Genomic DNA, 15,238 nt, shown 5'->3' on the forward strand with positions numbered 1-15,238 from the left:
CATGCTCACCGCCGGCTGGCAGAGTGCTTGACCGGCGCCGGTTCCGCTGGCACCACCGGGGGCGTCGCCTTGACGCGTTGGCCCCGCATGCGAAGCTTTGCCCGGGGCTGCTTGCGCCCTTCGGACAGGCGCAGCGGAAGGGCGTTCAGCACGGCCCCGGCCACCGTGGCTTTGACCAGTTCCAGGTTCCGCAGGGACGCCCCCAGCAGTTCGCGCGTCACGCTCTGGTACCTGACCACCAGCACCGTTGAGTCCGCCTGCACCGCCAGCAAGGCGGCGTCGCTGAACGGCTGCATGGCCGGCGCGTCGAGGATGACACGGCTGTAGCTGCCCCGCATCTCGCCGAGCGCGGCCGTCATGGCCTGGCTTGCCAGCAGTTCGGTGGGGTTCTCGGGAGCCGCGCCGGCGGCCACAATGTGGAGTCGGTCGCTCGCCGTTTTCTGGATGACACTAGACAGTCCCGACCGGCCCGCGAGGACTGCGGCCAAGCCCATGGAGTTGCCGAGTTTGAGTTCTGAAGCCAGCCGCGGACGGCGCAGGTCCGTCTCCACCAGCAGGACTTTCTCCCCCGCCTCTGCCCAGGACCGGGCCAGCATGAGTGCCATGGTGGTCTTGCCCTCCCCTGCCCGCGCCGAGGTAATGAGCACGACGCCCGACGCCGGCAGTGCGGGGATATGGTCCATGTTGGTGCGGAGCCGGCGTGCCGCCTCATCGAGCAGCGAGGTCGGGCGGCGTTCCAGGACGCCGGAGAACTTGCGCGCCTCCGCACTCACCGGAACTCGGGCCAGTAGCGGCAGCCCGGACGCGTCTTCGACCTCCTCGGGGGTCCGCAGCGTGTGGTCCGTCATCCGGCGGCCGACGGCGATGGCGATGCCGGCGCCGAGGCCAAGCAGCGCGCCCAGGCCCAAGTTCAAGGAAAACCGGGGGGACACCGGTTCCGTCTCGTCGGTGGGTCCGGCCACCACATTCAGGACGGTCTGCCCGCCGCCGCTCTGCGTCCGGCCGGCCTCGACGTCATCCAGTGCCGAGTTGAGGCCGGAGACGATCTCGCGGGCAATCTCGAGGGCTTTGACCTGGTCCGGAAGGCTTACGACGACCGTCAACATCAGGGTGTCCTGGTCCGCCGAGGCGCTGACGCTCTGCGTGATGTCCGTGGCCGACAGGCCGGTGGAACTGCTGCTAACGAGCTTTTCCACAAACTTGTCGCTCTTGACCAGGCTCGCGTAGGAGGCAATGCGTCCCCGCGACAGCTCGAGGGACTGCAGCGACGACTGTCCTGTTGCCGGTGGCGACACGACATAGAACTTGACGGTGCTTTGGTACACCGGCGTTGTCCTCTCCGTCACGCCCCAGGCAACGGCTACGCCCGCCAGCAGGCACAAGAGCACTATCAGCCAGCCCCGCGCAATTGCGCGCCCGTATTCAGACAGTTCCAAGCGAACCCCCCATGCGGCCACCACGCCGTGCCTGGCGCGGCACGGTCCTTTCATGGTCCCTGACGCACCATTATTGACCGCGGCCGTGCCGTGCGGAAGCTTTTTGCTTCTGTGTCTTTTGGGGGCCGGTCCCGGGGACCACGCCTCGCGGTGCCGCGAAGAAGGCTGATTTGGCGGCGGACGGCCTGCCTGCGGGCCTGAATCATAGCCAAATTCCGGCACTGGCCGTAGTCTTTCCCTAAGTCAGGCGGACCTTCAGGTCCGGCAACGGTTTTGGGTGTCAGGGCCAGGAAACAGGTTTTGGACTCAGGCCCTGGCGGCAGGTCTCAGCAGCAGGTCTCAGTGGCGGGGTTCCAGCAAGGGTCCCGGGGCAGGGCCCCGGTGGCCGGACCGGTGTTCCTGCGTCAGCAGTGGCCCGGTCCCCTTCAGGGTTGGCTTCCGCCGCGGTACCGATTCGAGGGGGGCACGATGAGGACGGACGGGGAGCAATTCTCGGTACTGGTGGCGCACCCCAGCGCAGATCTCTACGGCTCCGACCGGGTGCTGCTGGAAACCATTGAGGGGCTGCGCCGCAGCGGTGCGCGCGTTCTGGTGGCATTGCCGTCGCCGGGGCCACTCGTGGCGGAACTCAAGCGCCGGGGCGCCGCTGTAATTCTGTCGCCCACTCCGGTGCTGCGCAAGAGCCTGCTCACTCCACCGGGCCTAGCGAGGCTCGCGGCCACGTCCGTGCACGGGTTGCTCCGGAGCATAGGGGTGATCCGGGGTGCGTGCCCCGACGTCATTCTGGCGAACACCATCACCGTCCCGGTGTGGACGGCCGCGGGACGGCTGACAGGGGTTCCGGTGGTCACCCACGTCCATGAGGCGGAGGCCAACGCCCCGCGGGCCCTCCGTAAGGCCCTGGCCCTGCCGCTCCTGCTCTCCCGCGGCATCCTGACGAACAGCCAGTTCAGCTCCGACACCTTGGCCTCTGCGCTGCCTGCGCTCCAGGGCCGCTCACGAGTGCTCTACAACGGTGTCCCCGGGCCTGCCGAGCCGGTCCCGCCCCGGCCGGCTCTCCAAGGGGGGCTCCGGATCCTGTACGTCGGGCGGCTGTCCCACCGCAAGGGCGTGGACGTGGCCATCGACGCCCTGCTGCGGCTCCGCAGCGACGGCGTGCCGGCCCGCCTGTCCGTGGTCGGGGCGGTCTTCCCTGGCTACGAGGACTACGAGGCCGGCCTCCGCAACCAGGTTCGGACCCAGGGCGCCGAAGACCATGTCACGTTCCATGGATTCCAGAACGTGGTTTGGCCGTTCCTTGCCGACGCCGACGTCGTCGTGGTGCCCTCCCGGCTCGACGAGCCGTTCGGCAACACGGCTGTCGAGGCTGTCCTGGCTTCCCGGCCTGTCATTGTCAGCAACACCTCGGGGCTGCGGGAGGCCGCGGCGGGCTACCGCTCGGCACAGTTCGTCGAACCCGGTGATCCCGCTGAGCTCGCCGATGCACTCGCCCGCGTCGCCGGCCGGTGGCAGCACTACCAGTCCAGCGCCAGGCTCGACGCCGCCGAGGCGGGCCGCAGGCACAGTCCGGAACGCTACGGGACCCTCATGACCGGGCATCTGGCGCAGGCTGCGGGCAGGCTGCCGTGACCGGCAGCCCTGCCCCCCATACGGCCACCGTACCGGCCGAGCCACCGAAAACGGCTCGAGGCGTCCGGTGGAGCTTCGGGGCAGTGCTGGCCCGGCAGGGATTCCAGATGCTTTGCGCCCTGGTTCTGGCCAGGATCCTGGGGCCGGAAAACTATGGCGTCATCGCTGCGGCCACGGTGTGCATCAGCCTGGTGGCCCTGCTGCTGGACCAGGGCCTCTCCGCGGCGCTCGTCCAGCGGCCTGACGTCACCCGCCGCATGGCAGGCGCCACCGCCACGCTGAACATCCTGGTGGCGGTCCTGCTCGGGGTGGTGACCTGGTGCGCCGCTCCCTGGATCGCGCAGTTTTTCGGCGTAGCTGAGCTTGAGCCGATCCTGCGGCTGCTGGCTCTGGCGATTCCCGTCAAAGCACTGGCCATCGCGCCGCGGGCCATGCTGTCCCGGAACCTGGCCCTCCACAGGATCGGCGCGGCGGACATTGCGGCGGCGGCCGCGGGCAGCGCGGCCGGGATCGGCGCGGCGATGGCCGGCGCCGGCCCATGGGCCATGGTGTACCAGGTGGTCGCCACCGACATCGTCTGCAGCTCGCTGTTGCTGGCCGCCTGCCGCGGCCCAGTCCCCAATCTCGCCTTCCGGACCGTGGCGCCCCTGTTCCGGTTCAGCTTCAGCGTCTTTGCCACCGACTGCCTTGCCTACTTCTCCCGGAACCTGGACAACATCCTGGTGGGCCGGATGCTCGGCGTCGCCGCCCTCTCCCTGTACGGGATGGCCTACCGCATCCTCGTCATCCCGGTCCAGCTGATTGGCCAGACGGTCAACCGGGTCATGTTTCCGGCTTTCTCCCGCGCGGCCGGCAGCCCGGAAAAGGTGGTTGCAAGCCTCGTGTCCGCCACCCGGCTGCTGGCGATCTCCGCGGTCCCGCTGATGGTCTTTGTGTCCTGCGCCGCCCCCGAACTCGTAGGCCTGGTCCTGGGCCCCGAGTGGCTGCCCGCAGCCGGGCTGGTCAGTGTGCTCGCCATCGGGGGCGCACGCGAAACGGTTTTCTATGTCACCCCCTCCCTGATGAAGGGCCTGGGGCAGGGCGGGTTGATAGTGAGGTACGAGATCCTGGCCGCCATCGTGCAGGTGGGCGGTATTGTGATCGGCCTCCAGTTCGGCGTCCTGGGCGTCGCCGTCGGATACTCCGCGGCCGGCTTCGTCCTCACGCCCGTGCTCCTGCGCATCCAGTCCCGGTTGACGGGCGTGACGGCGATGACGCAGCTGGCGGCCATCTTCCCGGCAGTCCACGCCGCGGCCTGGGGCGCGGCCGGATACTGGGCGTTGTCCCTGGCGAACGTGCACGGGCCATGGCACCTGTTCGGCGGGTTGGCGCTCTTTGCAGCCCTCGCCCTCGCCGCGCTGCGGATTTTCCACCGGCGCATGCTCTCCGGCTATGTCGAGCAGGCGCGGGCACTCATTGGGCGGCCTGCCCCGCGGCAAGCCGCCACAACAACGAGAGGTCAAAATGCCTGACATCACCCACCCCAGTGTCCGCCCCTCCGGCGGCGAACTCGCCGTAGGGATCCCGGCGGGCGGCCTCGTCATTGCGGTGCTGACCTACCGCCGGCCAGAGGACATCGCCCTGGCGCTGCCCCGGCTGGCGGCCCAGGCCGGACCGGGACAGGGAAGGGCCGGGCAGGGAAGCCCCGACGGGTCCGACGGTCCGGCCGCGGATCTTCCCACTACGGTGTTGGTGATCGACAACGACCCCGAGGCAAGCGCCCGCCCCATCGTGGAACGGCTCGCCAGCACGCTTCGGCCGGGACTGGTCCGGTACGTCCAGGAGCCGAAGCCCGGCATCGCGGCGGCGCGGAACCGCGCCCTGGCGGAAGCGGCATCCAGTGCCCTGCTCGTGTTCATCGACGACGACGAAGTACCGTCGGAGCGGTGGCTGGAGCAACTTGTGGACCTGCAGCGCTCCAGCGGAGCCGCCGCCGTCGTGGGTCCGGTTATCAGCGAATACGAACACGAGCCGGAGCCCTGGATCGAAGCCGGAAAGTTCTTCAACCGCCGCAGGCTCGCCACCGGGACCCGGCTAGACGTGGCTGCGACGAACAACTTGCTCCTGGACCTGCGGCAGGTCCGGGCGCTGCGGCTCGCGTTTGACGAACGCTTCGGCCTCAGCGGCGGCTCGGACACGCTCTTCACCCGGCAACTCATCCAGCGCGGCGGATTGATGCTGTGGTGCGACGAGGCCGTGGTGGTGGACCGCGTTCCGGCTTCCCGGCTCACCCGCGGATGGGTGCTGCGCCGCGCCCTGCGGAGCGGCAATTCGGCGGCCCGGGTCGGTCTGGAACTCGCCGGCAGCTCTCGGGCCCGCCTCACGGCCAGGGCCGTTTCGCTGGCTTCGGGGACAGTCCGGCTGGTGGGCGGCTCCGTGCGGGTGGCGGCCGGCCTGGTGAGCGGATCGCCGGCGCAAAAAGCGCTTGGCTTGAGAACTGCTGCGAGGGGCCTGGGCATGACGACAGGGGCGTTTGGATATGTGTACAGCGAGTACCGAAGAAGTTAGATTGCGAAGAAGGAGGTTTGTTTGCCCGCCCTCTTTTGAACTAGCCGACTACACCCCTTTGGCGTAAGCCGGCACACAGGCGCGCTCGCCCAGACCTGACCGTTACCGATTTGCAACCTTTCGGCACGTCGACTACGGTGTTGGATCAGTAGAGGGGCCGAACGCCTGCCGGAAGTGAGTCACCCGGTACCGCGGGTGCGCCGCGCTTGGGCTGCTGGCGCCAGGGACGCCGGTGACAGGACCTGGCAGCGGACGCGCTTTGGCACGCAGGGTTTGTCGCCGTCGACGACATTCCGTCGGCGCCGTTTTCAGGCCATCATCCGATAGCGACCCTCGGTCATCCGTTTATTGACTTGATCCGCCGATGCGGCAACAACGTTATCCGACGTTGTCGCTGTTGTTTCCATGCGACGTCATCGGCTTCCAACACGATGTCGCGGCAAACGAAGGAATGTTTTGCTTATCCGAAAGAGAATCGCTCCCATACTCGGCCTGCTCGGGCTGGTGTGTGCCGGCGCCATGATCAGCGCACCGGCACAGGCTGCGACACCGCGCGCGGCGCTCGTCGCCGGCAGCTACAAACCCGATGCGTCCACTACAGGCGTCCCGTCCGGAACGGCTCTTACCAAGGTCGGCAGCTACGATAAGCCCTACGTGATCACGGTTGACGGCACCGTCTTGGACGGCAAAGAAATCTTCGGTGACGTCAAAGTCCAAGCGAAGAACGTTGTTATCAAGAACAGCCTTCTGCACTGCGGAAATTACAAGCCCAGCACGAACACGGGTTGCATCGACGCGAACAGTGCGAACGTTTTCAAGTTGACTGTTCAGGACAGCACGATCCACCCCATCATGCCCAACCCGCTGCGGGACGGCATCGTGGGCCACGAGTACAACGCGATACGGAACCATGTTTACGGGACCAACGACGGGATGGGTGTCTTCAATAAGCCCGGCGGCAGCGTTAACGCCAACGTTCGGATTGAAGGAAACTACATCCACACGACTGTCTACCATGACGCAGCGCACGATCCCGGGCCTTCGGCCGACGGTACGCACAATGACGGCATCCAGGTCCAGGGCGGCACGAACATCCGTATCGCAGGCAACACCATAGTCAACGATGGCGTCCTCGGTTCGGGGTCCAGTGCCGATCCCGCGAAACCACGCCTGTTTCCCCACGGACACGGATGCACGATCATTTTGCAGAACAACACTGGTGCACCGTTGAAAAACACTGTCGTTGAGCAGAACTGGTTCGACGACGGGCTGGCTTCGGCCTGCATTAAACCAGGCGAGATCACCTTCCAGAAGAATCGCTTCGGACAAAACCAGTACAACTACTTTGCGCCGCCCAGGGTCAGCAAGTACGTGATCCGCATCGACGTCAAGGCGAGGACGATCGTGCACGGCCTGGAGACAAATGTTTGGGCGAACACCGGCCAACCGTTGAAGGTCGGCAAGGGCCTCGGCATCGAGTACAACAGCTAGCCCCAAAAGATACGCCCCGGTCTTCGGACCGGGGCGTATTTTCTTGCCCTGATAGTTCTACCGAGAGAATTCAACAATTGAGTTGACGGGTCCCGCCCAAGCAGCCCTTGATTGGTATCCCACCGCCTTGAGAAGGGTGTCATCCAGGCGGCCCGCTTCGACTGGATAATCGAGGCGGCGGATAACCCATATTCTGTCCACTCCTTCGAGGCCCGCCGTTGAAGCTGCGAGAAGCCGTGACGTTCCGTCCAGGGATCCGTCCAGGGCTCCGGGAGTATCAATAGTCAGATCGCGCAGTCCGGCAAAGGCGTCAGGATACGCGACTGCAATCCGCCGGAGGGTCAGAAGGACCTGGCCGCCCCCGGGCGGGTAGCGCGGACTGAAATACACGGCATCATTGCTGGCCTTGTGTTCCTGGATATAGCCGGCCACGGCGCTCCAGTCAGCGCCGCTCTTGGCGTTTACATCTCGTTGGGAGACATAAACCGGGATCGCGAGCAGGATGATCGCAATCCCTGCACCTCCCCTCAGCCAGGCAGGCCGCAGCCAGATCAACCCGGCTCCGATCAGGACGGCGACGGCCGGGGCGCTCAAGGTGAGGTAGCGGGGGCTGTACATAGGGTGGACATACAGTGAATACAAGCCGATCACCAAGGTCGGCAACGCGATCTGGGGAACGATCCACGCCAGGTAGTTGCGTTGGCTGCCCTCGCTGCGGGTACGAAGAATAACCACAAGGGCATAGATCATGACCAGCCCGCACACCCCCGCCAGAAGGACCGCGCTTATCTTCCAGAGCCCTGCTGCCCCCGTCTGTGGATAGCCGCCGGTCGGAGTATCACCCAGAAACCACTGGTTCACGACCACGTTGCGCAGCCAACGCGACCACCCCAGTTCGTCATCGTTGAGCTGTCCGCGCTCCATCGCAGACAGGTAAACGACCGGCGCGGATATGAGGACACCGAGGACCGCAGCGAACGCCCACTCGATGCGCGTTCGCCAGGCGGTACCGCGCAGCGCCATCACCGTCAGTGCATGTGAGGCCAGAATGAACACGAGATACAGGTTGATGCCGATGGCGATGGCTGCCAGTCCGGCATAGGCCAACCACCAACGGGGCGTTCGACGGCGGAGAGCCACCATGAGCACGATGGTGAGCCACACGGCAGCGGCGGCGGTAAAAGCGTACGGCCGGGCCTCCATGCCGGCCCAGGTGATCCGTGGAAGGACAGCAAAGACTGCGGCGCTCGTCAGCCCGAGTACGCGGCCCCCCAGGGTGCGGGCCATCAGGAAGACGCCTGCGGAGGCCGCCGCGATGGCCACGGCACTGGGCATGCGAAGCAAAAAGGCCGATTCGCCAGTGAGTTCCACCCAGAAATGCATGAACAGGTAATAGAGCCCGTGCACGGCGTCGATGTTCTGGACCATGGCCCACAGCTCGGGCAGGCTCCGACGCGCCGCTGAAATCGTCGCTGCCTCGTCGGTCCACAGCGACGCGTTCCACGAGCCCGCGGCTGACAGCACCCATGCCAGCGCAGCACTGAGGAGCGCGAGACGGAGATCGCTGAGTCGCCCCAGGGTCCAGGGTTTCGCCCGCGGCGGGCGGGCAGCGCCCACAATCGGGGTTGGTGCGGCGGCATCGGAAGTCGTGGAGTCTAGTGAGCGGATGGGACCCTCCTCGGACGTGATGACAATGGGTAGCGCTCGGTGAGAGGGATCCGCCAGTTGGGGCGCCGGAACACCAGCCCGGCCGCCCCGTCGGACGATGCAGCTGGCATCCCCTTAGCGTGAGTCGAAGTCTAGCCAGCGGCTTCTGGTTTGGAAAGGAACCCGATCGACTTCTGGAAAACCTCCTCAAAGCCGCATCCGTGCTGCACCGGACACTTACCAGACCCGGTTCGTTGCGGCCCTTCTGCGCCCGACTCGGACGGAGCCCGGCGGTGCCCCGGCGGTGCCCTTTTGGATGATTTCAACGTAGTCATGGATTTCCCCCTGTTGCCTTGGCCTACTGGTTGTTCACCGGACTAGGATCCGCCCCGAGGCGGCGTAGTGCGCCTGGATCCGCAGCAGGGAAAGCACACGCGGATAGATGGCGACGTCGTCTATTTGGCCGTTCAGGTAACGGCTCGTCGGACGGCTGGGCCAGCTGGTCAGGTTGTCGCCGCCGATGCGCCAGTATCCGTCGAAGGGCCACGCCGTTGTGGTGCCGGTTCGACCGGCCGCCAAGGTGCCGTCAACGAAGAGCTGCATGCCGTTGGGACCGAGAGTTGCCACAACGTGGTGCCACTGGTTGTTGTTGTAGGTCGCCGTCGTGTTGACGGTGGTGGGGACACCCACGCTGCCACGAGACCGGACACCGAAGAAGATCCGTCCGGTATTGTCCATGTAGACGTTTCTGTCGCTGTCCGCGGAAACTCCGGTCTGCGTATTTCCGTAGCCGACGATCCCGCCTCCCCCGTTCGTGGCGGTACGCACCCAGGCCTCGGCACTGAACGTGTTGGGCCGGGCAGCCAGCGTCGGGCTGCCGGCCACGCCCGCGGCGGTCCCGTTGAAGGCCGCGGCAGTATTGGACTCACCATTCAGGGCTCCCGGGGCGCCGAAGGTGACACCCGGCCGCACCGTGAGGTCGTCCTTGCCCGCGAGGTCCACGCCCTTGGCCCCGCCGGTTTCGCCGAGGCGCCAGTAGTTGCCCGGCTTGTCCGCGAGGACCTGCTGGGCGTAGCTCCCCGGAGCCGCGACGGATCCTGCCGCCGTAATCGTGACGGTGTCGCTGCGGGCCTCGTTGCCGAAGGCGTCCCTTGCGAAGATCCTGTAGCCATAGCTTTGCCCCGGCACCAGGCCGGTGTCCACGAAAGTCATGCCCGGCCGCCGCCAGAACGTGGATGCCTGGCTGACTGTAGAGATGACGGCGCCGTTGCGCCGCACCTCGTAAATGAGGTTCTCGTTGTCCTGGTCCCAGTTCGCTTGCCACCGCACCCGGACGGTTCGGGCGGCGAGGATTGACAGTGAAGGGTTGAAGCCCGCTCCGGTCACCTGAGGGCCACGCCGGTCCGGCGCGATGCTGCTCTTGGCGAATCGGGTAAGCCCCTGCTGGGGCTGGTTGTTAACCGTCGTGAACTCGCCAGCCATCGCCACGTAGTCCGCATTCCCGGTCACGGTCCACGGGCCCTGGCTCTGGCCGGTGAAAGTCCCGTTGTTCAGGGTGGGGAACCAGTTCAGCAGCGAGGGCGACGGGGTGCCGGCGAAGTTGGTGTAGCCGTGGCTTTCCGTTGTCAGTGTTCCCGTGGCTCGTTTGCTGAACGCGATTCCACGGTTGAAGCTCCAGGGTTCCGACTGCGGGAAGCCGCCGGCGTTGCCGCAGTAGTGCGCATGGCCCACCGCATAGACGACGTCCCCGATGGGCTGGAGCGAATGGGTATCTCCGTGGCAGTCTTCGATCCAGGTGGTGGAGTCATCGGACCACTTGACCGAGAACATCCCCTCGAGCGTGCTCACCCGCAGGAACGTGTAGCCGGAACCGTATATGTTGACGCCGTCGCTGGCCAGCGAGGTGATCCCGCCGCTGGAGGGTCTTCCACCGGCGTCTGGGGCGGTGCCGCCGTTACGGACGATGTTGTTGATCTGGAAGGGAAGGAGTGACCCTTTTGTGGTGTCCACTTTACCCAGGCCAAAGCCGGGGTTGCTGGAGCCGTTGATCGAGGTGAAGGCGCCGCCCACTACCATGCTGCCGCCGTCGGGCGAGAGGGCAAGGGCGTTGACCCGGCCGCCGGCCGCGACCGGGTTCCAGGGCAGGAGCGCGCCGTTGGAGGCACTGACCGCCGCCAACCGCCCTCGGGCCGCGGAGCCAACTGCGTTGAAAAGCCCGCCCAGGTAGACGGTGGTCGGAGTCGCGACAATGGCACGGACCGAGGACGACATTCGGGGCAGGAAACCGGGAACCAGGGCACCCGTGGTGGGGTTCAGGGCGACGGCCCGCCACACAGTGGAGCCGTTGTAAGTGGTAAACGCGCCGCCCACGTATAGCCGCGATCCGTTCGGCGAGGCTGCCAGCGCGGTGACCTCGGCGTTGAAGCTGGGCGTGAAGGTGTTTAGCAGCTCGCCGGTCGTCAGGTTGTAGGCGAGGATGTTGTTGCGAACCACCGTTCTAGAGCCTGGGACCGCACCCACGGGGCGGGCCTGGGTGAATCTGCCGCCCACGTAGACCGTGCTGCCGATGATGACTTGGGTCCAGGCCACTCCGTTGATCTGCGCCGTCGGAAGGGCGTCCGCGGAGACTGTCACGGGGGTGGCGGGATTCCGTGGATCAGCCGGCGTGGTGTCAGCCGATGCCGGCAGGCCGCTGTGGAGTCCCAGCGGCATTGAGACCGCCCCAGCGAGGAGGAGGGTGATCAGTTTATTCGCGACGCTGCGCGTGGCACCGGCCGGCGCCGTGTAACGGAGCGCTGCTGCCTCCGGCCTCCGGGCGCTCCCCCGGTTTTCCTTCCTGAAGAACATGATCTTCCCTCCTCCACGCCCGGCCTACGGAATCCTTACGGAGAAGTCATCGAAGCGCACCACGACCGGAAAGTTGGCCGCGGATCCGGAGAGGTACGCCAAGAGTCCCGCACTTCCCGCCGTCTGCAGGGCCGGCGTCGAGTCACTGGCGCTCAGCTGCCAGGCGGCCGGCTCTGCTGCGGAAGCCCGCCAGACCTTCCCGCTGAGAACCGTGGGGCCCGTGCCGTCCAGCTTCAGTCTGATGACCAAGGGGTCGTTGGCGGCCATCTTCAGTCCGGCGATCGCCAGTGGCCCTGCGATGTTGGTTTCGACGTTGTTGACCGCCTTGGTGAGGTATAGCGAAACCGCCCCCGTGCTGGCGATCTTGATCTTGGCCCGGTAGTCGTTGTTGTTCAACCGCCGGCCGAACAGGGATGCGTCCAGGCCGCCTCCGCCGGCAACCTTATCGGCAGAAACCGTGATCCGTCCGTCGAACGCTGCCGTCGATACGGCGTTGAGGGATGCGCTCCGGCCGGCTCCGGCGGCCCCGAAGGTGACCGCACCGGCACCGTTTTCGACCGCGAAATTGGTAGTGCCACCCGATACTGTCCACGCACCGCCGACGTCTGCGGTGCCGAGGCCGCCAGCCGCGGACCGCCCGAATGCGTCCGCCGCGACCACTGTGTTGGACGGCGGCGCCTGGACGGTGATCGCCCGGCTGACTGTGCCGGTGGCGGCGTCGTCGTCGGTCACCGTCAGGGTGACGGTGTAGCTGCCGGCACTGGCGTAGGTGTGCGACGCCGTCGCCCCGGTTCCAGTGCTTGCGTCACCGAAGTTCCAGGCGTAGCCGGTGATGGTTCCGTCCGAATCTGCTGATCCGGTGCCGCTGAAGGAAACGGCGAGGTTGGTGGCAGTCGAGGTGAACGCAGCCGTCGGGGCCACGTTCGCCGGCGGCGCCACAACGGTCACGGAATGGACGACAGTGGCGGTGTTTCCGGTGTTGTCCGTTACCGTCAGCCGAACTGTGTAGGTGCCGCCTGCCGCATAGGCGTGCTCCGCCGTGACCCCGGTGCCGGTGCCGCCGTCGCCGAAGTCCCAGGCGTAGGCGGCGATGGGCCCGTTGGCGTCCGAGGACGTGGTCCCGTCCACCGATGCCGTGAGTCCGTTGACCGTTGACGTGAAGCCGGCCACCGGTGCCGCGGGAGGGGCGTTAACCGTGCGGCCCGAGGCCACGAAGTGGGCCTGCACCCGCGACAGTGGAAGCACGGCCGGGTAGATGGCGACGTCGTCGATCTGGCCGTTCAGGTACCGGCTGGTCGGACGGCTGGGCCAGCTGGTCAGGTTGTCGCCGCCAAGGCGCCAGAAGCCGTCGATTGGCCACGCGGACGTGGTGTCGGTCCGGCCGGCCGCCAGGGTGCCGTCGAGGAACAGCTGCATCCCGTTGGGGCCAAGGGTCGCCACGACGTGGTGCCATTGGTTGTCGTTGAACGTCTTGGTGGTATTGACGGTGATCCGGGAGGCGGTCCCGCTGATGCCGGTGGGACGGACGCCGAAGAAGAGTCGGCCGGTGTTGTCCATGTAGACGTTGCGGTCAAAGTCAGCCGAAACACCGGTCTGCGAGTTGCCGTAGCCGATGATCTGGCCGCCCTGGTTGGTGCCGGTCCGGAACCAGGCCTCGGTGCTGAAGACCTGTGGCCGGCTGGCGAGCGTCGGGCTGCTGGCCACGGCGTCGGTGGTGGCGTTGAAGGTGGCGGCGGTGTCCGCGTCCCCGGTGACCGCCCCGGCGGCACCGAAGCTGACGCCGGGCCGGATGATCAGGTCGTCCTTGCCCGCGAGGTCCACGCCGGTGGCCCCGCCGGTTTCGCCGAGGCGCCAGTAATTGCCCGGCTTGTCCGCGAGGACCTGCTGCGCGTAGTTCCCTGGCGCCGCTGCGGATCCCGCTGCGGTGATGCTCACGATGTCGCTGCGGGCCTCGTTGCCGAATGCGTCCCGGGCGGAGATGCGGTAGCCGTAGCTCTGCCCGGCGGTCAGGCCGGTGTCCAGGAACGTCATGCCGGTCCGCTTCCAGAAGGTGGAGGCCTGGCTGACGGTGGAGATGACGGCGCCGTTGCGGCGCACCTCGTAGGTCAGGTTCTCATTGTCCTGGTCCCAGTTCGCCTGCCACCGGACACGCACCGCCCCGGCAGCAGGGGTGGACAGGGTCGGATTGAAGTTCAGCCCTGTGACCCGGGGGCCGCGGAGATCAGGCGCGATGCTGCTCTTGGCGAATCGGACCAGTCCCTGCTGGGGTTGGTTATTGATGGTCGTGAATTCGCCCGCCATTACCAGGTAGTCCGCGTTGGCGGCAATGGTCCAGGGACCCTGGTCCTGGCCCGTGAACGTGCCGGAGTTCACGATCGGAAACCAGTTCAGCAGCGACGGCGACGGCGTCCCGGCAAAGGTGGGATAATTGTGGCTTTCCGTTGTCACCGTTCCCGTGGCTTGTTTGCTGAAAGCGATGCTGCGGCTGAACTGCCAGGGTTCGGCCTGCGGAAATCCTCCGACATTGCCGCAGTAGTGGGCGTGGCCGGCGAGGTAGACAGCGTCGCCCATCGGCTGGATGGAGTACGTGTCACCGTGGCAGTCCTCGACCCAGGTGGTGGAGTCGTCGGACCACTTGACGGAGAACATTCCTTCCAAGGTGGCGGTCCCCTTGAAGGAGTAGCCTGCGCCGTAGACGTTGACGCCGTCGGTGGCGAGCGTGGTGATGGAGCCGCCGGTGCCGGCGTTGCGGACGGTGTTGTTGATCTGGAAAGGCTGCAGGGCACCTAGGCCAGTATCAACCTTTGCAAGGCCGAAACCGGGGTTGCTGGAACCGTTGATCGTGGTGAACGCCCCGCCCACCACCATGCTGGCGCCGTCCGGGGAGAGGGCCATCGCGTTGACCCGGCCGCCGGCGGCAACCGGGTTCCAGGGCAGGAGCGCGGCGTTGGAGGCGCTCACGGCGGCGAGCCCGGCGCGGGTCACGGAGCCGACGGCGTTGAACAGGCCGCCAAGGTACACCGTGGTGGACGTTGCCACAATGGTGCGGACTGAGGCGGACATGCGCGGCAGGAAGCTGGTGATCAGGGCACCGGTGGTGGGGTTCAGGGCTACGGCCCGCCACACGGTGGAGCCGTTGTAGGCGGTGAACGCGCCGCCGACGTACAGCCGCGACCCGTCCGGGGACGCTGCCAGTGCCGTCACCTCGCCGTTGAAGCTGGGCGTGAACGTGCTCAGCAGCGCTCCGGTGGTGAGGTTGTAGGCCAGGATGTTGTTCCGCGGGACGGTGCCGGTGCCGGCGGCAGCGCCGGCGGGCCGTGCCTCGGTGAACTTGCCGCCGACGAACACCGTGTTGCCGATGATCACCTGGGCCCAGGCTACGCCGTTGATCTGGGCGGTGGGCAGGCCGTCGGCGGAGACGGTCACGGGTGTGGCGGGGCTGGCGGGATCCGCGGGAGCGGTATCCGCCGCGGCCGGCTGGCTGCCGACCAAACCCAGCGTCAGGGCGACCGCGGCGGCCAGCAGCAGCGCCAGCAGCTTTCGCGCACCCCTCCGGACGGTCTTGTAGGCAGTGGTGTGGGCGGGCAAAGTTGGTGCCGGGCCGGCGGGCGGCCGTGCCCCTCTCCCCCGGGCGCTCCCCA

General features: G+C 66.8%; 8 protein-coding genes. 4 read left to right on the forward strand and 4 right to left on the reverse strand.

All coding sequences use genetic code 11. From position 1 onward, the window contains the following. Nucleotides 1-5: 5 nt before the first annotated feature. Nucleotides 6-1,436, reverse strand: coding sequence for a tyrosine-protein kinase domain-containing protein (locus AC1DN2_RS02225; RefSeq protein ID WP_476849045.1), 1,431 nt, complete (start codon nt 1,434-1,436; stop codon nt 6-8). Between the two features lie 468 nt (nt 1,437-1,904). Here AC1DN2_RS02225 and AC1DN2_RS02230 point away from each other — a divergent pair, with 468 nt between their 5' ends. The 4 genes from AC1DN2_RS02230 to AC1DN2_RS02245 all read left to right on the forward strand — a co-directional run bounded on the left by AC1DN2_RS02230 (nt 1,905) and on the right by AC1DN2_RS02245 (nt 7,103). Next, the gene (locus AC1DN2_RS02230; RefSeq protein ID WP_476849046.1) at nt 1,905-3,065 is read left to right on the forward strand and encodes a glycosyltransferase family 4 protein; all 1,161 of its coding nucleotides are present in this window, start codon (nt 1,905-1,907) and stop codon (nt 3,063-3,065) included. Beyond that, nucleotides 3,062-4,576 (forward strand): lipopolysaccharide biosynthesis protein, encoded by a 1,515-nt coding sequence (locus tag AC1DN2_RS02235; RefSeq protein WP_476849047.1) that lies wholly within the window; start codon nt 3,062-3,064, stop codon nt 4,574-4,576. Before AC1DN2_RS02230 ends, AC1DN2_RS02235 begins: the two co-directional genes overlap by 4 nt. Then, entirely contained in the window at nt 4,569-5,612 is a 1,044-nt protein-coding gene (locus AC1DN2_RS02240; RefSeq protein ID WP_476849048.1) for a glycosyltransferase family 2 protein, read from the forward strand. The genes AC1DN2_RS02235 and AC1DN2_RS02240 overlap by 8 nt, the downstream gene beginning before the upstream one ends. A gap of 456 nt (nt 5,613-6,068) precedes the next feature. Then, on the forward strand, nt 6,069-7,103 hold the full coding sequence (locus AC1DN2_RS02245; RefSeq protein ID WP_476849049.1) for a hypothetical protein: 1,035 nt from the start codon (nt 6,069-6,071) through the stop codon (nt 7,101-7,103). 57 nt (nt 7,104-7,160) lie between these two features. Here the strand turns inward: AC1DN2_RS02245 and AC1DN2_RS02250 are convergent, their stop codons facing one another. The 3 genes from AC1DN2_RS02250 to AC1DN2_RS02260 form a co-directional block, all read right to left on the reverse strand. Next, the gene (locus AC1DN2_RS02250) at nt 7,161-8,627 is read right to left on the reverse strand and encodes a glycosyltransferase family 39 protein (protein ID WP_476849050.1); all 1,467 of its coding nucleotides are present in this window, start codon (nt 8,625-8,627) and stop codon (nt 7,161-7,163) included. A 492-nt stretch (nt 8,628-9,119) separates the two neighbouring features. Then, nucleotides 9,120-11,462, reverse strand: coding sequence for a LamG domain-containing protein (locus AC1DN2_RS02255; protein WP_476849051.1), 2,343 nt, complete (start codon nt 11,460-11,462; stop codon nt 9,120-9,122). A 159-nt stretch (nt 11,463-11,621) separates the two neighbouring features. After that, complete coding sequence (locus AC1DN2_RS02260; RefSeq protein ID WP_476849052.1) at nt 11,622-15,185, reverse strand: PKD domain-containing protein; 3,564 nt, start codon at nt 15,183-15,185, stop codon at nt 11,622-11,624. Between the last annotated feature and the right edge of the window lie 53 nt (nt 15,186-15,238).

This window comes from Arthrobacter sp. 01L42 (assembly GCF_056400005.1).